Annotated in this window: 25 protein-coding genes; 9 read left to right on the top strand and 16 right to left on the bottom strand. The window is 57.2% G+C overall.

Going from position 1 to position 19,299, the window contains the following annotated elements:
- Positions 1-40 precede the first annotated feature (40 nt).
- From RRF55_RS12450 to RRF55_RS12430, 5 genes are all read right to left on the bottom strand, one after another.
- Positions 41-355, bottom strand: coding sequence for a PTS lactose/cellobiose transporter subunit IIA (locus tag RRF55_RS12450; protein WP_004180041.1), 315 nt, complete (start codon positions 353-355; stop codon positions 41-43).
- 236 nt (positions 356-591) lie between these two features.
- Positions 592-1,473, bottom strand: coding sequence for a LysR family transcriptional regulator (locus RRF55_RS12445; protein WP_023328574.1), 882 nt, complete (start codon positions 1,471-1,473; stop codon positions 592-594).
- 149 nt (positions 1,474-1,622) lie between these two features.
- Positions 1,623-3,923, bottom strand: coding sequence for an FdhF/YdeP family oxidoreductase (locus tag RRF55_RS12440; RefSeq protein WP_004176044.1), 2,301 nt, complete (start codon positions 3,921-3,923; stop codon positions 1,623-1,625).
- 315 nt (positions 3,924-4,238) lie between these two features.
- Positions 4,239-5,156 carry a bestrophin family protein gene (locus RRF55_RS12435; protein WP_439419130.1) on the bottom strand — a complete coding sequence of 306 codons (918 nt, stop codon included), beginning with the start codon at positions 5,154-5,156 and terminating at the stop codon, positions 4,239-4,241.
- A 249-nt stretch (positions 5,157-5,405) separates the two neighbouring features.
- Entirely contained in the window at positions 5,406-6,329 is a 924-nt protein-coding gene (locus RRF55_RS12430; protein WP_004151892.1) for a cation diffusion facilitator family transporter, read from the bottom strand.
- Between the two features lie 49 nt (positions 6,330-6,378).
- On the opposite strand from RRF55_RS12430, the gene RRF55_RS12425 reads away from it, so the two are divergent.
- Together RRF55_RS12425 and RRF55_RS12420 are read left to right on the top strand one after the other, a co-directional pair.
- Positions 6,379-6,561: a hypothetical protein gene (locus RRF55_RS12425; RefSeq protein WP_004143707.1), complete on the top strand. Its 183-nt coding sequence runs from the start codon at positions 6,379-6,381 to the stop codon at positions 6,559-6,561.
- Positions 6,551-7,237: an ABC transporter substrate-binding protein gene (locus tag RRF55_RS12420; protein WP_004184165.1), complete on the top strand. Its 687-nt coding sequence runs from the start codon at positions 6,551-6,553 to the stop codon at positions 7,235-7,237. The genes RRF55_RS12425 and RRF55_RS12420 overlap by 11 nt, the downstream gene beginning before the upstream one ends.
- A 1-nt stretch (position 7,238) precedes the next feature.
- Here the strand turns inward: RRF55_RS12420 and RRF55_RS12415 are convergent, their stop codons facing one another.
- The 4 genes from RRF55_RS12415 to RRF55_RS12400 form a co-directional block, all read right to left on the bottom strand.
- Positions 7,239-8,108 (bottom strand): oxygenase MpaB family protein, encoded by an 870-nt coding sequence (locus RRF55_RS12415; RefSeq protein WP_004176040.1) that lies wholly within the window; start codon positions 8,106-8,108, stop codon positions 7,239-7,241.
- A gap of 103 nt (positions 8,109-8,211) precedes the next feature.
- A complete protein-coding gene (locus RRF55_RS12410) occupies positions 8,212-8,643 on the bottom strand; it encodes an OsmC family protein (protein WP_002906030.1) in 432 nt (143 codons plus the stop codon).
- 113 nt (positions 8,644-8,756) lie between these two features.
- A complete protein-coding gene (locus RRF55_RS12405; RefSeq protein WP_002906033.1) occupies positions 8,757-8,903 on the bottom strand; it encodes a hypothetical protein in 147 nt (48 codons plus the stop codon).
- Between the two features lie 15 nt (positions 8,904-8,918).
- Entirely contained in the window at positions 8,919-9,323 is a 405-nt protein-coding gene (locus tag RRF55_RS12400) for a YdeI family stress tolerance OB fold protein (RefSeq protein ID WP_032414986.1), read from the bottom strand.
- A 144-nt stretch (positions 9,324-9,467) separates the two neighbouring features.
- On the opposite strand from RRF55_RS12400, the gene RRF55_RS12395 reads away from it, so the two are divergent.
- The 3 genes from RRF55_RS12395 (at position 9,468) to RRF55_RS12385 (ending at position 11,740) form a co-directional block, all read left to right on the top strand.
- Positions 9,468-9,971 carry a hypothetical protein gene (locus tag RRF55_RS12395; RefSeq protein ID WP_004180065.1) on the top strand — a complete coding sequence of 168 codons (504 nt, stop codon included), beginning with the start codon at positions 9,468-9,470 and terminating at the stop codon, positions 9,969-9,971.
- An 8-nt stretch (positions 9,972-9,979) separates the two neighbouring features.
- Positions 9,980-10,426: a DUF421 domain-containing protein gene (locus tag RRF55_RS12390; protein ID WP_004148482.1), complete on the top strand. Its 447-nt coding sequence runs from the start codon at positions 9,980-9,982 to the stop codon at positions 10,424-10,426.
- Positions 10,427-10,744: 318 nt separating this feature from the next.
- Positions 10,745-11,740 (top strand): SDR family oxidoreductase, encoded by a 996-nt coding sequence (locus RRF55_RS12385; RefSeq protein WP_004151245.1) that lies wholly within the window; start codon positions 10,745-10,747, stop codon positions 11,738-11,740.
- Here RRF55_RS12385 and RRF55_RS12380 read toward each other — a convergent pair.
- The 5 genes from RRF55_RS12380 to RRF55_RS12360 all read right to left on the bottom strand — a co-directional run bounded on the left by RRF55_RS12380 (position 11,737) and on the right by RRF55_RS12360 (position 14,897).
- Positions 11,737-13,362, bottom strand: a complete 1,626-nt coding sequence (locus tag RRF55_RS12380; protein ID WP_020803469.1) for an alpha-amylase family protein — start codon at positions 13,360-13,362, stop codon at positions 11,737-11,739. The two genes, RRF55_RS12385 and RRF55_RS12380, sit on opposite strands and share 4 nt — an antisense overlap.
- A 39-nt stretch (positions 13,363-13,401) precedes the next feature.
- Positions 13,402-13,584 (bottom strand): hypothetical protein, encoded by a 183-nt coding sequence (locus RRF55_RS12375; RefSeq protein ID WP_004143715.1) that lies wholly within the window; start codon positions 13,582-13,584, stop codon positions 13,402-13,404.
- Between the two features lie 16 nt (positions 13,585-13,600).
- The gene (locus RRF55_RS12370) at positions 13,601-14,107 is read right to left on the bottom strand and encodes a ferritin-like domain-containing protein (protein ID WP_004151243.1); all 507 of its coding nucleotides are present in this window, start codon (positions 14,105-14,107) and stop codon (positions 13,601-13,603) included.
- A 23-nt stretch (positions 14,108-14,130) separates the two neighbouring features.
- On the bottom strand, positions 14,131-14,346 hold the full coding sequence (locus tag RRF55_RS12365) for a hypothetical protein (protein WP_004143717.1): 216 nt from the start codon (positions 14,344-14,346) through the stop codon (positions 14,131-14,133).
- Between the two features lie 365 nt (positions 14,347-14,711).
- Positions 14,712-14,897 carry a general stress protein gene (locus RRF55_RS12360; RefSeq protein WP_004143718.1) on the bottom strand — a complete coding sequence of 62 codons (186 nt, stop codon included), beginning with the start codon at positions 14,895-14,897 and terminating at the stop codon, positions 14,712-14,714.
- 656 nt (positions 14,898-15,553) lie between these two features.
- Between RRF55_RS12360 and RRF55_RS12355 the strand changes: the two genes are divergently transcribed.
- On the top strand, positions 15,554-16,468 hold the full coding sequence (locus RRF55_RS12355) for an SDR family oxidoreductase (RefSeq protein ID WP_004151242.1): 915 nt from the start codon (positions 15,554-15,556) through the stop codon (positions 16,466-16,468).
- Positions 16,469-16,664: 196 nt separating this feature from the next.
- A complete protein-coding gene (locus tag RRF55_RS12350) occupies positions 16,665-16,910 on the top strand; it encodes a YmjA family protein (protein ID WP_002906114.1) in 246 nt (81 codons plus the stop codon).
- A 67-nt stretch (positions 16,911-16,977) separates the two neighbouring features.
- Here the strand turns inward: RRF55_RS12350 and RRF55_RS12345 are convergent, their stop codons facing one another.
- On the bottom strand, positions 16,978-17,871 hold the full coding sequence (locus RRF55_RS12345) for a LysR family transcriptional regulator (RefSeq protein ID WP_004184171.1): 894 nt from the start codon (positions 17,869-17,871) through the stop codon (positions 16,978-16,980).
- A 113-nt stretch (positions 17,872-17,984) separates the two neighbouring features.
- Between RRF55_RS12345 and RRF55_RS12340 the strand changes: the two genes are divergently transcribed.
- Positions 17,985-18,836, top strand: a complete 852-nt coding sequence (locus tag RRF55_RS12340) for a Vmh family MBL fold metallo-hydrolase (protein ID WP_032414990.1) — start codon at positions 17,985-17,987, stop codon at positions 18,834-18,836.
- A 177-nt stretch (positions 18,837-19,013) separates the two neighbouring features.
- The gene (gene sra, locus RRF55_RS12335) at positions 19,014-19,154 is read left to right on the top strand and encodes a stationary-phase-induced ribosome-associated protein (RefSeq protein WP_004143727.1); all 141 of its coding nucleotides are present in this window, start codon (positions 19,014-19,016) and stop codon (positions 19,152-19,154) included.
- Here the strand turns inward: sra and RRF55_RS12330 are convergent.
- A complete protein-coding gene (locus RRF55_RS12330) occupies positions 19,151-19,258 on the bottom strand; it encodes a hypothetical protein (protein WP_225314217.1) in 108 nt (35 codons plus the stop codon). The two genes, sra and RRF55_RS12330, sit on opposite strands and share 4 nt — an antisense overlap.
- Between the last annotated feature and the right edge of the window lie 41 nt (positions 19,259-19,299).

Raw genomic sequence — 19,299 nt, 5'->3', positions numbered from 1 at the left:
TGGCGGTCGCCGCCGAGGGTGCCGGCGGCGACATATTTTATCAGTTGCGATGTTGCAGCTGGCGCTGAACCTCAATAAGCTCCGCGATCAACTCCCGCGCAAGCATAGAGGTCATTATATGATCCTGGGCATGTACCAGAATAAGATTAACCGGTACTTTGCCACAGCCCTCATCCATACCGATAAGCATGGTTTGTACATCATGCGCGCGTTTTGCGGCATCTGCGGCGTCCTGCATCAGCCTATCAACGTCCTGCCACACTCCTTTTCTGGCGGCTTGCAGCGCCTGCATCGCCAGACTGCGGGACTCACCGGCGTTAATGATGAGTTCCATGACGGTTGCTTCCATATCCATACGGTTTCCCTACTTGTTAAGTGAATGACGACTGTTGCCATAGTTAATATTTGTGATGTGTACTGCAGAAGGGATAAAATATTGTCATTAAGGCTTGTAACTTCTGGACAGCATTAAGCGGCGCCGCAATACCACTTTTACCAACGGTCCAGCATCACCGGGGCTATATTGACACTTTCCCATCAGAGGGGCGTTTAGGCATTTTAGTGACAAGCCGCCAGGTCGGCGGCCCGGCCTCAGCCAAATATCCCCTGCGCCTCGGCGAAGCATTTTTCCGCCAGGGTCGAGACTGGTTCCTGCTGGCGCATAATCAGCGCCAGCTGTGAATCAACATGGGTTTCGGCGATCGGCAGAATTTCAAGATTATCGCTTAGCGCTTCGAGGCCGTTGTTAAGCGGCATAATGGCGCAGCAGATCCCCGCCTGCACCGCCTGGATAATCTGAAACGTCGAATCACTTTCAAAGACATACCTCGGCGTTAGCCCTTTGGCCTTAAAGCTGATTTCAATCGATTCCCGGTAATACATCCCCTTGGTCAGAAAGCCGAGGGGCAGCGTCGCCAGCGTCTCCCATCCCGGCGTCCCGGCGCTGAAGTCGAAATGGCGTTTATCGTGCAGGAGCCCCATCCGGGTTTGCGGCAAGCGAGCAATCTTGAACTGACCTTCATCCAGATGCTGCAGATAACAGATCCCCAGATCCAGCTGATTACGGCTGACGCCATCGATAATCTGCTCCGAGGTCATCGACAACAGGCTGAACTGCAGCGCCGGATATTTCTCCGCCAGGGGTCTAATCAACTGCATCGGATTGAGGCTCGCCAGCGGCACCATACCGACCCGCAGCTGGCCGACCATCTGCCCGCGACAGATGGCCGCCTCTGCCGCCAGGCCGTCATGAGCGGCCAGCACCGCCCGCGCCCAGGCCAGGATCCGCTCTCCCTCTGGGGTAAAACCTTCAAAGCGTTGGCCGCGCTGGATCAGCGTCAGGTTCAGCTCCTCTTCCAGGTTACGAATGCGCATGGAGAGCGTCGGCTGGGTAATATGACAGGCCGCCGCCGCCTGGCCAAAATGGCGCGTCTGATCGAGCGCGATCAAATACTTGAGTTGCTTAATATCCATTCTCTTTCCCGTTTGAACCCCGCCGTTCACCCCCGGGGCCGCGCACAGGTTACCAGAATGTTAGTTTCGCTAGCGATAAATTCAAGCGAGGACACCACGAGGTGCTGCGGGGCGCAGGACGGCGCGACGCCGCTCTGCGCTATACCTTTTTAGCGCCCGCCGGCCAGCGGACGGATCTCTTTCGAGCGCAGCGTCAGACGAACGGGAACCGACTTATACGAAGGGGTGCCGCTCTCTTCATCGAGATAGTTCAGCGGCACCAGCACGTTGGCTTCCGGATAATAGGCGCCGACGGTGCCCGGCGCAATGCCGTAGGCCACCACCGTGATATCTTCCAGCGTCAGCGCGCTTCCCGGCAGCGCGGTATGAATATCCACCCGATCGCCATGCTCCAGACCCTGGGCGGCCATATCCTGCTCGTTCATAAACAGCACGTCGCGGCGGCCAAAGACGCCACGGTAGCGGTCATCCATCGCGTAGATGGTGGTGTTGTACTGGTCATGGCTGCGCAGCGTCACCAGGCGCATCACGTCCTCACCCTCCACCACCACGTTCTCATGCACCCCTTTAAATACCGAGAACATGGCTTTACCAGTGGCGGTAGGCCAGATGCGCTCGGTCGGCGGCAGCGGCATGCGGAAGCCTCCAGGATGGCGAATGCGCTGGTTATAATCCTCGAACCCTGGAATGGTCTGTTCGATCAGATCGCGAATGCGATCGTAGTCTTCCACGAGGTACTGCCAGTCCACTTTGCTGGCGGGCAAGGTGGCCTTCGCCAGACCGGCGACAATCGCCGGCTCCGAGCGCAGCATCGGCGAGGCGGGCTTAAGCTTGCCCGACGAAGCATGCACCATCGACATCGAATCCTCGACGGTGATCGACTGCCGGCCGCTGGCCTGCAGGTCAAGCTCGGTGCGGCCCAGACACGGCAGAATAAAGGTCTCTTTCGCCGTCAGGAGATGTGAGCGGTTGAGCTTGGTGCCGACGTGAACGCTGAGCTCAAGGCCGCGCATCGCCGGGAAGGCGCGTTCGTGGTCCGGCATCGCCACGGCGAAGTTGCCCCCAAGGCAGATCAGCGCTTTGGCTTCGCCGGCGATCATGGCCTCCAGGGCTTTTACCGCATCGTGGCCATGATGCCGCGGCGGCGTAATCCCCATCACCCGCTGCAGGCTGTCGAGGAAAGCCGCGGAGGGTTTTTCGCTAATCCCGACAGTGCGGTTACCCTGCACGTTCGAGTGACCGCGCAAAGGACAGATCCCGGCCCCCGGCTTGCCGATATTGCCGCGCATCAGCAGCAGGTCGGCAATCAGACGCACGTTGGAGGTGCCTTTGTTATGCTGGGTGATGCCCATACCGTAGGTGACGATGGTGGCCCTGGATTTGGCGTAAGCCGCCGCAACCTGGGTCAGGGATTCGCGCGTCAGGCCAGACTCCTGTTCGATGTCCTGCCAGCGGGTGGCGTGGAGGTCATCGGCGAAGGCGGTGAATCCCTGGGTATGTTGGGCAATAAACGCGTGGTCGAGCACATTGCCCTGCTCCTCCTCCAGCTGCAGCAGCGCTTTGGCGATCCCTTTCAGCGCCGCCGCGTCGCCGCCGGCCCGTACCTGGTAGTAGGTCGAGGCGATCGGCGTCGAGCGCCGGGTCGCCATCTCCATCACGTTCTGCGGATCGGCAAAACGCTCCAGCGCCCGTTCACGCAGCGGATTGAAAACGATAATCGGCACGCCGCGGCGGGATAGCTCATGCAGGGTGCCCATCATCCGCGGGTGGTTGGTGCCCGGATTATGGCCGATGGAGATCACCAGCTCGGTCTGGTCAAAATCGTCGAGGGAGACGGTGCCTTTACCAATGCCGATCGACTGTGGCAGGCCCACGCTGGTGGATTCATGACACATGTTGGAGCAATCGGGGAAGTTGTTAGTGCCATACTCGCGGGCAAACAGCTGGAACAGCCACGCCGCTTCGTTGGAGGCTCGGCCAGAGGTGTAGAATTCAACCTCATCCGGCTGCAGGCCGCGGAGGATCTCGCCGATACGGGCGAAGGCTTGCTCCCACGCCACCGGACGCAGGGTATCGCTGTCCCGGTCGTAAACCAAAGGATGGGTTAAGCGGCCGTAGCCCTCCAGTTCAAAATCGCTTTTTGCCAGCAGGGAAGATACGGTATTTGCCGCGAGGAATGCGGGCGTCACCCGTTTGGTGGTCGCCTCCCAGGTCACGGCTTTGGCGCCGTTTTCACAAAACTGGAAGGTCGATTTATGTTCTTTATCCGGCCAGGCGCAGCCCGGGCAGTCAAAACCGTCCGGCTGGTTGGTACGCAGCAGCGTGGCGGGCGCCTCAAAGGCATCCATCTGGGTGCGCACGGCGATGGCCGTGGCCTTCAACGCGCCCCACCCGCCTGCCGGACCGTCATAGGGGTGAACACCGGGAACCGCGCGTCTTTTATTGGTCATCTCTTTACTCCTGCTGCTCTGTTCTGGCTGTCTCTAGCCGAAAAAGGCGTACGACAACCCCGGCGACGAAGCGTGAATCGCATGGCGTCACCTGAAAAGAATGCTGTTTCTCAAGGATAGTACGATGGGAAAGCGTAGGTACTGCGTTTGTTAACTGAATAATAACATACACCACAATTCTGTATAATTGATGTTATCTATCAGGTGTTAAATTTAACTTATTTGCAAATTTTGCGGTTTTCACCGCGGTGCTGTGACGGATAAATTGCTACGGAAAGTGATGACCGGGCAGCGAAACCGCCCGGTGGGCCAGGCTCAGGTCAGATTGAAGTAACGGTCCGGACGCAGCGTCTCCGGCAGCGGATGCTGACCGGTCATGTCGAGCAGATTGCGCTCGATGGTATTGCACATCGCGTTCAGCGGCAGGTCATTGGCTGCGGTGCCGAACGGATCTTCCAGCTCTTCCGCCAGCGAATCCCACGATAAAAAGGTGTAAGAGATAAAGACCGAGACAAACGGCGTCATGTAGTGCAGATCGCCGACCAGGGCGAACGGCAGCAGCGTACAGAACAGGTAGACGGTACGCTGCAGGATCAGGGTATAGGCGAAAGGCACCGGGGTGGTGGCCAGCCTTTCACAACCGCCCAGCACGTGCGCCAGCTCGTCGAGTTTGTTGTCCATCAGCCCGTAAGTGATGTCGCTGAGCTTGCCCGCCTCCCGCAGCTGGCCAATTTCGTTGCCGGCCAGCAGCAGGATCCGGTTGGTGGGCATTGAGCTGGCGAGGATCTCCGTCACCCTCTCCTCCGGTAGCAACCGCCGCAGGTCAGCCGTCGGATCGGTTTTGCACAGCTGGTGCTTCAGGCTCCAGCTAAAGGCCACCAGATAGCTGACGATGCGGCGATGGGCATCGTGTTCCGCCGGCAGGATATTGCGCAGCTGACGCACCAGCGTGCGTTCGGCGATAAGCACCGTCCCCCACAGATTGCGCGCCTCGACGAAGCGGCTGTAGCTGGCGCTGTTGCGAAAGCCGAGGAAAATCGCAATCGCAATCCCCAGCAGGCTGAACGGCGCCACGGTTAAGTGGATCCCCAGCTGTTCGTACCATTGATAGCTGATAATGGCGATGATCGACATCAGCACATTTAGCAGCAGGCGAAAGATGATTTTCGACAGCACGGAGCCGTGCCAGTCAAATAGGCGAAGAAACCAGTGTTGTTCTGGCCGAATGATCATTGTCTGACTTCCTGAATTACCGCTCTGGTCATTATCTCTGAATACAGAATAGAGATTATCTATGAGCCGATTGGTTTATTTTATCGTTAACTGCGATGGGCAGATCTGCGCCATTATTTAGCGATGGTAATGGCGTTTTTAGTATGGGCCTTTTTTATATTTCAGGCAATCAATGCGCCAGCAATAATGGCTCAGAAGAAAAAATAACCGCTGAGCCAATTCATTTTTCCGCTTATGCTACCGGGTGCATCAGACCGCTTTCGTCAACCCCTGCGCTTCGCAGGGATCGAGATGCACCATCACATTAAGCACCGGATGCTGCGCCAGCACCCGCTCCCGCGCGTGACGGGCAATCTGATGCCCTTCGGCTACCGACATCTCGCCAGCCACCTCGAGATGGACATCCACCAGCACCAGATCCCCCGCCTTACGGGTTTTCAGATCGTGGAGGCCCGCCACGCCCGGCGTGGTTCGCAGCGTATCGGCGATCGCCTGCTGCATCTCTTCATCAACCGCACGGTCCATTAAATCATGCAGCGCGCTGACGGCGAAACGATAGCCCATGCGCGCAATCAGCAGCCCCACCGCCAGCGCGGCGAGCGGGTCGAACCAGGCGAACCCGGCCAGATTACCGATAATCCCCAGGGCCACCACCAGGGAGGATGCGGCGTCAGAGCGGGCATGCCAGGCATTGGCGATAAGCAGCGACGAATTCAGCCGCCTGGCGGCCGCCAGCATATAGCGAAACAGCCCCTCCTTGACGGCCAGCGCCACCAGCGCCATCCACAGCGCCGCGCTGTGCACCGGCGGAATAGTTTGCGGTTGCGCGAGATGGCCCGCCGCGGACCATAGCATGCCACCCCCGACGAGCAGCAGCATCGCGCCGATGATTAGGGAGGCGCCGTTCTCATAGCGCCAGTGGCCATAGTGGTGATCGTGGTCAGACGGTCGACGGCTCTTTTTATTCGCCATCAATACCACGCCATCGGCGACCAGATCGGAAAAAGAGTGCATTCCGTCGGCAATTAATCCCTGAGAGCCGGAAAATATTCCCACGACTACCTGTAAGGCAGAAAGGAAAATATTAACCACCACGCTAACAAGGGTACTCTTTCGCGCCTGCACCGAACGCTCATGATATTTATTATCATTTTCAAAATTATGTTGTGTCATTATTTCTCTCCCTTTGTGAGCGGGAAGAATAAACTGACAAACTGAGTTTATGCTTAACAATATAAAAGCCATTGCCTTGCCGTTTAACGATATCGCGGCGGTCGGTAATGACTATTTACTGTATGTGCCGTTGGAACGCTGCAACCTTGCGCCTATGAACTATCTTTTGAAGGGTGGCCACAGGTCGGGCCATTTTAGCTTAGCCACCACAGGAGTCAGCGATGTCACATAACAAACCATCCCGGCTGCGTTTCGCCATTAATCTGGGCAATGCGGTCCTGGCCCATCTCGGGGAGACAGGAAAGCCCGCGGGCATCACCGTCGAGCTCAGCCATCGGCTGGCGACGCGCTGGGGCGTCAGCGCCGAATTCGTTCCCTATCCTGCCGCGGGTAAAGTGGTGGCTGACGCCGGTGGCGAGCACTGGGATATTGCCTTTCTGGCCATCGATCCGGCGCGGGAAGCCACCCTGCGCTTTACCTCGCCCTATATCACCATCCAGGGCACCGCGCTGGTCAGCGTTGATTCGCCCTGCCAGAGCGTGGCCGACATGGATCGCCCGGCAACCACCATTAACGTCGGACAAAACGCCGCATACGATCTATGGCTAACCCGCCATCTGCAGCACGCCAGCCTGCATCGCCTTCCCTCTTCGCAGGAGGCAATCGACGCCTTCCTCGCCGGTGAAGGGGATATGGTAGCCGGCATCCGCCAGCCGCTGGAGGCGACAGCCCGTCAGCACGCCGGGGTGCGGGTACTGGCGGATAATTTTACCGAGATCCAGCAGGCCATCTGCGTCGCCCGGGCGGACGTGGACCGTTTTCACGCGGTAAACGACGCGCTTAGCGAGTGGCGGGCGGATGGCAGTCTGCAGGCGCTGATTGCCGGTCACCTGGGCCAAGCGAACTGAATCACGCCTCCGTCATCCGGCGCATGGCGCAATGCCAGGCGCCGTTGCGTACCGAGGCGCGCAGTACGCGGGCCACGCCATGCACCATCAGGCGCGTCGTGCGCCGCTGCAGCGGCGTGAGCGACAATCCCAGCATCTCCTGCGCCCATTCCGGCAGGAGGTCAATTCCTGCGTTCATCATCACCCGGCCGACCGGCTGGCTCATCCGCCCCGGCAGACGGGTGGAGAGCAGCACCTCGGCTACCTCCCGGGTACGTTCGTCGCAGCGCAGTCGCGGGCGCATCGCCTCGAGATAGTCCGCCACCTCCTGCGGTGTCTGAGGGATATCCCGAGCCCCCAACCGCCGGGCGATTTCCGCCGACTCACGAAAATAGTCCTCCTGGCGCTCGGGACTGACCACCGTCCGCTTGTAGCGCAGGTGGGAGGCCATAAAGCAACTGCACTCGGCGACGTGCACCCAGGTTAACAGCGCCGGGTCGCTCGCCTGATACGGGGTTCCGTCCTTATCCACCCCGGCGATCCGCTGATGGATCCCCTGTACTTTGGCGATTAGCCGTTCGGCGTCGGGGGTAGTGGCAAAAGTGGTGGCAGAAATAAACTGGCTGGTGCGGCGCAGGCGGCCCAAAATATCCTCGCGAAAACGAGAGTGATCCCAGACGCCGGCCAGCGCCAGAGGATGCAGCATCTGCAGCAACAGCGCGCTAATGCCGCCGCAGAGCATCGAGGTAAAATCGCCGTGCACCTGCCAGATGGCCGACTGGGGACCAAACAGCCCCGGCTCTCCTTTGGGTCGTTCAAAGTCGATCTCTTTTAGCGCCATGCCGGTCAGGCCGAGCACCTGCGCCTCGATCATCCGGCGAATGCCGATCATGATGGTATCCTTACGTGCAACTAAAGGACAAAAGATACCACTGTTGGACAGCATTGGGAGAGATATTGCGGAAAGAGTGCCCGCAGCACGCGGGCACGACGGCTTACGGATTCAGCTGGTAATCGAGGGTAATGTTGGCCTTCAGCACCTGCGATACCGGGCAGCCTGCTTTCGCTTTCTGAATGATCTCATCGAACGCCGCCGGAGACACGTCCGGCAGGACGATCTGGCTTTGCAGCGCGATATCGGTAATCGCAAAGCCGCCGTCGGTTTTATTGAGGGTGACCACTGCGGTAGTGTCAATGGACGTTGCGGTATATCCCTCTTCGCTGAGCATCAGCGACAGGGCCATCGAAAAGCAGGCGGCATGTGCAGCGCCGATCAGCTCCTCAGGGTTGGTGCCCTTCACCCCCTCAAAACGGGTGTTAAATCCGTAGGGCTGCTGGCTCAGCGCCCCGCTTTCTGTCGACACGGTGCCTTTGCCATGCTTCAGGTCGCCTTCCCAGTGCGCTAGCCCTTTCTTATGAATCGCCATTTGATTCCTCCTGTAGTGATGTCGAACAAAAAGTATAGTGCGTGATGCCGAAGCTGCGTCTTTTCGCAGCCTCTGGCCCCCACGTTCCCCTGGTTTTCGTGTCGTTGGTGACGCTATCGGCCATCCTGCGGATGCCAGGGATCGGATTTGTCATCCTTGCTGTCGTCCCGTTTACGCGGAACTTCGCCCTGCTCCCCGGGCGCCTCACGGGCAGGTTGCTTACCGCGCTCTTCGTCTTGCGAGTGAGAAAAGGTGCTCATATCGACGTGCTCCGCTTACTTAGGCGACTGCTTGAGCAGACGATCGATTCGCACGACCGGCGGCGTCATTTTGCGATCCAGACTGCCGTTGATATTGACCAGATCGTCTGGCTCTACGTGTTGTTCGTTAAACGCGGCGACCGGGATAATAACGGTGATGGCGCCGCTTTTATCACGAAACTGATAACGGTCATCTCCCTGCCGCTTGAGCAGATTGCCGCGCAGCGAAACGGTCGCGCCATCGTGCATGGTTTTCGCCTGCTCAACGGTCATGATCCGGCCATCCTCGACGCCGCGATAGCCGTCATCGAGTTTGTGCGGCGGCGGCGGCGCTGCATCCTGGCTAAACCCTCCCTTATCGTCCGCCTGCGCGACACCTACGGCAAACAGACATGCCATGGCCAATGCTAGTTTTTTCATCATGCCTCCGTTTTTTGCTGACGATGAGAATAAAGCCTGGCTGAGGCTGGCCATTTTTACAAAGTCAATTGTTCTGATATCGTCTAATATAAGAATGTCCTTATCGTTACGCTCCTGGCGAAACGAAACGCGGGGAAAATATTAATGATTAAGAATCAACAGCCTTGTCCTATCGTCGATGAGAATGAACGCTCCTTACGCTTTGAATATCGCTTCCGCCGCTATGGGATAATTGTTTTGAGTCTCATCATTCTTACCGCGTTAAGCGGCCTGTGGTCCTCCGGTTATTTCAGTGAAGCACACCGGGAAACCAGTGGAGGCGAATTAAGCGTCGATTATCAGCGCTATGCCAGGCTGATGAGTGAAACCGAGCTTAATATTCAGATTAAACCGGATACGGCCAGTGACACCATTATCAGCTTCGCCGCCCCGTTATTAACCCGCTACCAGATCGGTGATATCCGTCCGCAGCCGGATAAAATGTATAGCGCCGACGGGAAATTACATCTCGTCTATCAGCGGTCGAACCCCCCTTCACCGATATCTGTGTGGTTAGCCGTTACCCCAAAAACGGCCGGTAATATCTCTCTGCAGGCGGTAGTTAACGATCGCTATTCTGTAACCTGGCAGCAGTTTGTCTATCCGTAGGAGTCGCTATGGAAATGGTCCTTAGAGCCGCAGCAATCTATCTGATCCTGTTGATTATTTTTAAGATTGCCGGCAGAAGAACCCTGATGCAATTAACCAACTTTGACCTGATACTGTTGCTGATTATCAGCGAAGCCACCCAGCAGGCAATGCTCAGCACAGACTATTCGGTTACCGGGTCGATGCTGACTATCGTCACCCTGGTTAGTATTGATATTTTGTTCGGCTATATTAAGAAAAAATTTGCTCAGGCAGAAAATTTTCTCGATGGTACGCCGGTTATCGTGGTGGAAAATGGTGCTGTCATCGACGAGAAGATTAAGCTCGTCAATATCTCTGTCGATGATATCCTGCTGGCGGCCAGGCAGCACCATGGCATTTATGAATTGAAAGCGATCAAATTCGCTATTCTCGAGCGTAACGGCCAGATATCCATTATTCCTGAGCAGGAATAGTATCGGCTTCGCTATTTATCACGCTCCGGTTGTTTATCACCTGATTCCGGAGCGCGAGTGGCGTCATCCTCTTCTTTTTCACCGTTAACAACGTTCAACATTAACATTTTTCCTCCTCGCTGGTTGTCAGGGATCCTACAAATTATAGAACGCCTTCGCCGAAGTATGTAGGATCTGCCGAAACTAACCAGGAGATGCCGCCTGATTCACACTGCGCTTATTCCAGGATATTTCCCACCTCGTCATTGCCATTGGTGAGAAATAATTAACCGATCCGTACAGTCAATATTGTGAAAGCCAAAACATAATGAGGTCACTATGTCTGTGATGGTTATTACCGGTGGAACCGCGGGAGCGGGCAAAGCTACCGCGCTGCGTTTCGCCCGCGCTGGATATCACGTGGCGCTGATCGCCCGAGACGAAACGGGTTTACAGGAGACGCGACAGGCCTGTGAACGGTTTGGCATTAAAACGCTGGCTATTAGCGCCGATGTCGTCGATGCCGGGGCGCTGCAGCGCGCCGCCGCCGAGGTGGAAACCACCCTCGGGGCAATCGACGTCTGGATCAACAACGCCATGACCACCGTGCTGGCGCCCTTTCGTCAGATGAGCGAGGAGGAGTTTCGCCGGGTGACGGAGGTGACCTATCTCGGGTACGTGAACGGCACCCGCGCGGCGCTGGAGGTCATGATCCCCCGGGATCGGGGGGTGATTATTCAGGCCGGCTCGGCGCTGGCCTGGCGTTCAATCCCACTGCAGTCGGCTTACTGCGGAGCGAAAGCGGCGATCCGCGGCTTTACCGATGCCGTGCGAACCGAACTGATGCATGAGAAAAGCCACATCCAGTTGACCATGGTGCAACTGCCGGGGATGAACACCGCCCAGTTTGGCTGGGCGCGAAACAAAATGGATCAGGCCATGCAGCCGGTGCCCCCGGTCTATCAGCCGGAAGTCGCCGCCGAGGCTATTTACAGCGTCATCCAGCGCCCGGTCAACGAGCTGTGGGTCGGAAAAAGCACCATCCAGTCGATCCTCGGCCAGGTCTTCTTCCCTCGCCTGCTCGATCGGCTGATGGTGAAAAAAGCGTGGGAGGGACAGTTTACCGGTCAGCCAAAGTCGTCAGACCAACAGGACGACCTGTTCACGCCGGTGCGCGGCAATCATCCGGGCCACGGCCCCTTTAACGATGGCGCACGGCGTAAAGCAGTCACCATCAGCGCCGATCTCCCGGGTAAAGTCGCCGCCGGCGTCGGGGTAGCGGTGGCGACGATGGCGCTGCGGGCGTTGTTCCGTCGTTCCGGAAAACGGCGCTAACTCAGGCTGCGGCTGAACCAACGGTAACCATACCCGGAGAGTGCCAGCCGCGCATCTTTCCCGCCGTGCAGCCCATCCTGATAGAACTTATCTTCCAGAATTGGGCTCCAGTAGCCCTCGGCCAGCGGCGGGAGCAGGACCTCTACCGCCTGCTGGCTGCAGTTGGCCAGCATCAGTACTTCCCGCGATTCGCTGCGATAGAGCAAGCCCAGCACCGCGTCGGGCTTTAGAGTAAGGAGAGTAAAAGGGAGGGATCCCGGTTCAGTATATTCCGTGCGCGCCAATACCATATTGCGTACCCGATGCAGCAGCGACCTGGGATGGCGCAGCGCCGTTTCGACATTGATCCGTTGGTAGCGGAACCGCCCGCTGGCCACCGGTTTTACCGGCAAATCATCCCGCGCCGCCCGGGAAAAGCCGGCGTTGGCCGCGGCTGACCACTGCATCGGCGTTCTGACCGCGTAGCGCTCCGGTAAGGAGAGATCGTCACCCATGCCAATCTCGTCGCCATAGCGCATCACCGGCACGCCGGGCAGCGCCAGCAGGATAGCATGGGCTAAGGCTATGCGTCGGGTATCGCCGTCCAGCATCGGCGCCAGTCTTCGGCGTACGCCGCGCTGGTAAACGGACATCGATTTATCAGGGGCAAAGGTGCGGATAACCTGGCGCTTGTTGCGCTCGCCAATCCCCTCAAGATCCAGTTCATCATGGTTGCGCAGCCAGTTGACGAAGCAGCACCCGTCCGGCGGGGTCACCATCGCCTGCAGGGCCTTCACCACCGGCGCGGCGCGCTGCTGCGCCAGGCTGAGGTAGAGGTATTTGTTAAGCCAGAAATTAAGCACCATCTGCAGCCGATCGCCCTGGCCGAAATAATGACGGTAATCTTCTACCGCGACGTCCACTTCACCCAGGAGTATCGCATCGGGATTGAGGCGCTGTACAACCTGCCGGAGATGGGTCAGCAGCGGGTAGCCGCGCGTCTCGTCGCCCTTTCCGGCCTGCTTGACCAGATGTGACGCGGCATCGAGACGAAAGCCAGACACCCCAGCCTGCAGCCAGAAGGTGATAATGTTTTCGATTTCAGCGATCACCGGCGGATGGGCGAGATTCAGGTCGGGCTCGTGGTGATAAAACATGTGGCGATAATATTGCCCAGCCTGTTCGTCCCAGCGCCAGACGCTCTCCTCAACGCCGGGAAACATGGGAGGATCGTCGTTTTCCGGCGGCCGATCGGCCCACAGATAATACGGCCGCCACGGCGACCGGGGATCGCGTCGCGCCGCCTGGAACCACGGGTGCTGCGCGGAGGTGTGCTGGATCACCAGCTCAACGATCACCCGCAGTCCCAGCTCGCGGGCGCGGGCAATCAGCTCAATCACGTCAGCGATAGTGCCGAACCGCGGATCGGGCTGCAGATGATCGCTGATATCATAGCCATCATCCTGCAGAGGAGTGAGATAGAACGGAGTCAGCCAGAGCACCGTCGCTCCGAGGCTGCGAATGTAGTGTAGCTTTTGGCGAATGCCCGCGAGATCGCCAAAACCATCGCCATTGGCATCATAAAAGAGCGAACTGTCAACCTGATAGATGACCGCTCTGTGAAACCACTCTTCCCGTTGCATCACTCTCACCTCGCGTTCTGCCCATCCCTGTCAGCCGCCTCAGCGCGATCCGGACCCCGCCCTGGCCTTCGCGCGCGGTTTGCCGACAGGCGATACGGGATTGCGTTCCGCTGGTAGCATCCTGTTCGCTACCGCGTCCACCAGCGCCTGCTGCCTGGCGGTTAATACCAGCGGAACCTGTTCCTCGGCGGCGAGGAGCGCGATGGTTTGCCGTTTGACCATAGCGTTCTCCGGCGGCTTAATGCCCGGCCTCAACGCCAGGCATATCGGTATCCATAAGATATTGCCCGGTCAGCGCTGGCAGATAATGGAGCAGCCAATCAGCCATTCCTCTCTCTTCAGCCAGGATACCCTCCAGTGTGTGCATCGCGCTGTGGTCGCCTACTCTTTTCGCCGCCGTTAATAAAGCGGTATAGCAGGCGACCTCAAAATGGGCAAAAACGTAGGCAGTGATAATCACTTTAATAACCTCATCACCGGGCAGCATGATGCCAATGGTCTGTCCTAACGCCGCCACCCGGCTCATCGCATCCTTCAGCGCGGAGCGGGAAATATGGTTGCGGGCGATGATATCCTGCAGGGCGGACAATTGCCGTCGGGTTTCATAGAGATGTTGTTCAAGGCGGGTGCGTAACTGCGGTTCATTATCGAGGCGTCTGATGGTGGCCACCAGCAGCGACTCAGCCTGTTTTTCCATGGCATGCGCATCGCGAAGCCAGTTGTGATAATTTTCAATATCCGTCATATACACCTCTGATCATTAACCTTTTATTTTGACGTGGAATCTTCACTCTCTTCCGCCGCCTGGTCAGCTCGCGCTGCGCTATATCCGGATAAATGGCCAACAATATTGGCATAAATACTGATGAGAATGACCCACAGTACGCTGTCTTTCCACCAGATTAACGAGGGTATCGCCAGACCCACCCACATAACGGCGGCGACAAGATGACAGCGCTTAATAAACACTGGCGTCAACTTCATTTTATTACCTTAGGACCGAACAATATTGAGCGACCATTTTATCGACGCTCTGACCGCTGCGTCAGGCGCTAAACCTTACGCTGAAAATGTCTTTCTTTTGCCTAAGCATAAAAAAGAAAACAGCATTGCGTATTGTCCCGTTCCGTTATTTTCTGTCTTTACCGTCCGGCTAATTTATTGCCGCTGCGGCCGTCTTTTATTGCTAGTGATGCGGCGACTTCCTCCTCACCTTTTAGTTTCCCCACATCGCGGATAATGAATGTCGTTATAGATAAATAAACCCTGAATATGCAGAAACCTGCGGACCATCTGGCCCACAGGTTTTGTCTCAACGCCGATTTGTCGGCGTCACAGCTCATCAGTCGCTAGCTGTCACCGGATTTACGGCCGCCGCCATGACTGTTCTTACCACCCTTCTTACCGGCTTCGGATGCACGTTCAGGATCATTTTTAAAGTTCCCGCCGCTGTGCTGTCCGCCTTTACGCCCGGCTTCGGATGCTTTCTCACGATCTTCTGCAAAATTACCTGAACCGCCTCTATGCTCTGCCATAATTTTCACCTTTGGTTTGATCAATATCGGTTGGTAAATGGAAAATGACCCTGTTACAAATCATCGCCCTCGATATCTAACACTAGAGGAATGCCTGCAGGAGTCAAATTAATTTCAGATACCCATCCGCGCACTGACAAAATAAAGCTTTACTAACGAAGCGGTAAGATAAAATATACCTCACACAACTCCTTTATTTGACGTAGGTTATGTTCACCGGCGGGTAAAACAGAATCGTCCAACGGCCGTTTGTAAAAAAATGCAAACGATTTAATGAATAAATATTTCTTTATCTCGCGGAACACAATATCCAGAAATATTACCCCTAAAGAGGTATTACCTTATAGACCATGGTTTGCTAATGAACATCTTCATCGTTTATTCATGCAGCACCTTCATCGTAACTTGAGAAAAAGATCATGCGCGTTACGAAAATAGCCCTTGGCCCTTGATTAAGGATGGAATAATCCTAATTTAACGTCAGCAATAATAACGCAACGCTATCCCCCGAAATACGCCAAGGATCAGTCGGTTAAAGCATACCGTTACGCCTACGGTTGGCCATTGACTGCGATGTTGCGAGTCATCCAGGGTCTGTCGCCAGGAGAAGCTGACCTATTCTTAGAGCTGGCCCGTTCTGTCTGAAGGAGATGACTATGCAAGATGAAAAACCGCCAATGAAGAAGTTACCCACCTCCATGTTGCCAGAAGAGACGGCTCCACGTCCGGAGTTCCCGGAGCAAGAACAAACCCCGCCGGGTCTGGATGCGGAAATGGAGCCATCCCCGGACCACGGTGAAACCAGCTACACCGGCTCCGGGCGACTGGCCGGTAAGAAAGCGTTAATTACCGGCGGCGACTCCGGTATTGGCCGTGCGGTGGCGATCGCCTTTGCCCGCGAAGGCGCCGACGTCGCGATAAACTATCTGCCCGAAGAGCAAAAGGATGCGGATGAAGTTATCGCCCTGATCAAAGCCGAAGGGCGCACCGCGGTGGCCCTCCCGGGTGATATTCGCTCCGAATCCTTCTGCCAGTCGCTGGTGGCCGACGCGGTGGAACAGCTGGGAGGTCTGAGCATCCTGGTTAATAACGCCGGGCGTCAGCAATACTGTGAAACCCTTGAGGAACTCACTACCGAAGATTTCGACGCTACCTTTAAAACCAACGTCTACGCGCCGTTCTGGATCACCCGCGCCGCACTGCCTCACCTCCAGGCCGGAAGCGCGATTATCAATACCACCTCGGTGCAGGCGTATAAACCCAGCCCGATCCTGCTCGATTATGCGCAGACCAAAGCCTGTCTCGCGATCTTCACTAAATCGCTGGCTAAACAGGTGGCGAAACGAGGCATTCGCGTGAACGCCGTAGCGCCTGGCCCTTACTGGACGGTGCTGCAATCCAGCGGCGGCCAGCCGGACGAGAAGGTGAAACAGTTTGGCAAAGACACGCCGATGGGGCGCCCGGGACAACCGGTAGAGATCGCCCCGCTGTATGTCACCCTGGCATCCGATGCCTGCTCATATACCTCCGGACAGGTGTGGTGTTCTGACGGCGGGGATGGTGTGGTCTAAGCCTCCCGGCATACCGACGCGCGCCAGCGCGCGCCGGTATTTTCCCGGCCAACCCTTGCGGCTATATACTGGCCCCTCGCCTCCCGGTTGCGGCAATTTTTTCTTTCCTCCACTCCGTTACTCTGGCCGCATGCTATGATGTCCGCCCGCCGCTGTGCGCTAACCCTGGCCCCGACGCCACCCCTGAGGACGACAGATGAGTAATGACATCCCCCTGAAATTTTATGACATCGTGGACGAATACGAGACCGAAGCGGCTGCGCCGGTAAAGGATGAAGAACGCGATGCGCTGGCGCGCTATTTCCAACTGCTGATTGCGCGGTTAACTAATAACGAAGAGATTGACGAAGAGGCGCAGCGAGAAATGGCCCGCGAGGCGGCCATTAACGAAGACCGCATTGACGATATCGCTAATTTCCTTAATCAGTGGGGCAACGAATAAAGCTCAACGTCAGCCTACCGGCGGAATTGCCTTCCGCCGGTGCTGTCGGGGCGCGAAGCGCCAAGACTCAGCCGTGGCCAGTCTCCTCTCCCAGACGCCTCTGCAGCGCATCAAGAAATAGCGGTAATCCGTCAGGTTGGTAGTCGCGGGAAAGATAGATGCCGTAAACGCTCAACGCCTTCGGCGTCCACTCCGGAAGCACCACCTCCAGCGTGCCGCTGGCAATCGCGCCCCGGGCCTCCAGTTCGGGAAGCATCGCAATGCCGCACCCGGCAACCGCCGCCTCCAGCAGCAATGAAGATATCCCTGCGCTCAGATTACCGTTCACCGCCACCGACGCTTCCCGCCCCTGCGCATCGCTGAACTGCCAGTGCTGGCTGGCGAAATGGCTGTATAGCAGGCAGTTATGTCGTTGCAGATCGTCGGGCGTCGTCAACGGGCCATGCTGGCGCATCCAGCCCGGCGCGGCGCAGAGCAGCGAACGGCACACTCCGAGGCGACGAGCGATGGCCCCCGCCTCCGGGTTGTCGGTAATGCGAATGGCCACGTCGATACGCTCGCCGATCAGGCTGACCGGATGGTTATTGATATCCAGCTCCAGGCGCAGCAGTGGATAGCGGGCGAGAAAGTCCGGCAGCAGCGGAGAGATCAGCTGCATGGCGGTAAAGTGCGCGCAGGCGACGCGCAGTGTGCCGCTGGGATCGGCCCGCTGACGCTCGCCGGCGATTTCATCGGCGATCCGCGTCAAACCGCGGGTCTTGAGCAATACCTTCTCCCCGGCCGGGGTCAGCGTCAGCCGCCGGGTTGAGCGATGGATCAGCCGGGCGCCGGCCCAGCTCTCCATCTGCTCCAGATAGCGGCTCACCATCGGGCGCGACATACCCAGCGCCCGCGCCGCGGCGCTAAGACTTCCCAGCTCGCAGATGCGCAGATACACCTGCGCAGCAATCACCCTGTCCATCACTTCCCCTGATCTGCACGTTTTATGAAACTCAGCATCTCTTGTTTCAGGAATTTTATCAAATAGCGAAATCCGTACAATGGAACGCATTCACCTGTTACTGAGAATAAATCATGAAATTATCTGCCCTTGCTGTTGCTACCGCCCTGTTCAGCGGCGCGGTCTTCGCGGCGCCTCTGACGCTGCAAACTTACAACCCGCAGGAAAAAGGACTTTTTGCCGTCAACTCGACCCTCGTTTCCGGTCCGCATGAAGCGGTACTTTTCGACGCGCAGTTCAGCGTCAAAGATGGGGAAAAGCTGGTGGAGATGATCAAGAAAAACGGCAAACCGCTATCGCGGATTGTGATTACCTCTGGCGATCCGGATTTCTATTTTGGTCTTGAGCCGCTGGTAAAAGCCTTCCCACAGGCGGAGGTGGTCGCCACGCCGGAGGTCGTCAAACATATTGCAGCCACCAAAGCGGCCAAACTGGCGTACTGGGGCCCGCAAATGAAAGACGGCGCGCCGACGCAGGTGTATGTCCCGCAGGCGCTGGAGGCCAACAGCTTTACCATCGATGGCGAGAAAGTGACCATCATGCAGCCGCATGACTACGCGGCGTTCGTCTGGATCCGGGCGAACAAAACGATCCTCGGCGGCACCGGCGTGGCGTGGGGTATGCATCTCTGGACCGCCGACACCCAGACGCCGGCCAGTCGTCAGCAATGGCGTAATACGCTGGACCAGATGATCGCCCTGCACCCGCAGCGGGTGATCCCGGGCCATTATCTCGGCACCCCGCCGGAGGGAGACAGCGCGGTGCGCTTTACAAAAACTTATCTCCAGCAGTTCGAGCAGGCGCTGAAGACGCATTCGAATTCGGCCGGGGTGATCAAGGCGATGGAGGCACAGTGGCCGGGCCTGGCGGAGACCAGCTCGCTGGAGTTAAGCGCCAAAGTTAATACCGGTGAGATGAAGTGGTGACCCCTGCGGCGCGCAAGGAGGACTGTTCTTAATCTGGCTCCCCAGGGTTGCTATTACCGAGAAAATGGACCACCCTACCTGTGGCCGCACAAAAAACGCGCGGCCGACTTTGGGTTACATTTCATCCGGTCATTACCGGGTTTGCCCTTGAAACCAGAACAGGATAAAGGAGTCAGAATGAAATCGAACCATCAGGCACGTCATCTTCTCGGTCTGAACTATAAGCTTTCCCGGCAGAAAAAAGTGGTGCTGGAAGGCGATGAAGAAACCACCATCAACCACATCCATGCTACCGGCCGCAAACGCCGCGGTGGTTAATTTTTAGCCTGAGTGATGATAAACAACACCGTCCTGTTGCCAGGATGGTGTTTTTTTATGGCAATTGACTGCTTGTTTACCCGCTTGAAGACCTTCTGCTCTATACTCTGCCCGCTGCTTTCCACCCGCCCTTCGCTTATCGCCG

Source organism: Klebsiella sp. K47 (assembly GCF_051858335.1).
GTDB classification, from domain to species: Bacteria; Pseudomonadota; Gammaproteobacteria; order Enterobacterales; family Enterobacteriaceae; genus Klebsiella; species Klebsiella pneumoniae.
The sequence above is the reverse complement of the archived record's forward strand: the minus strand, read 5'-3'. Positions and strand labels throughout refer to the sequence as shown.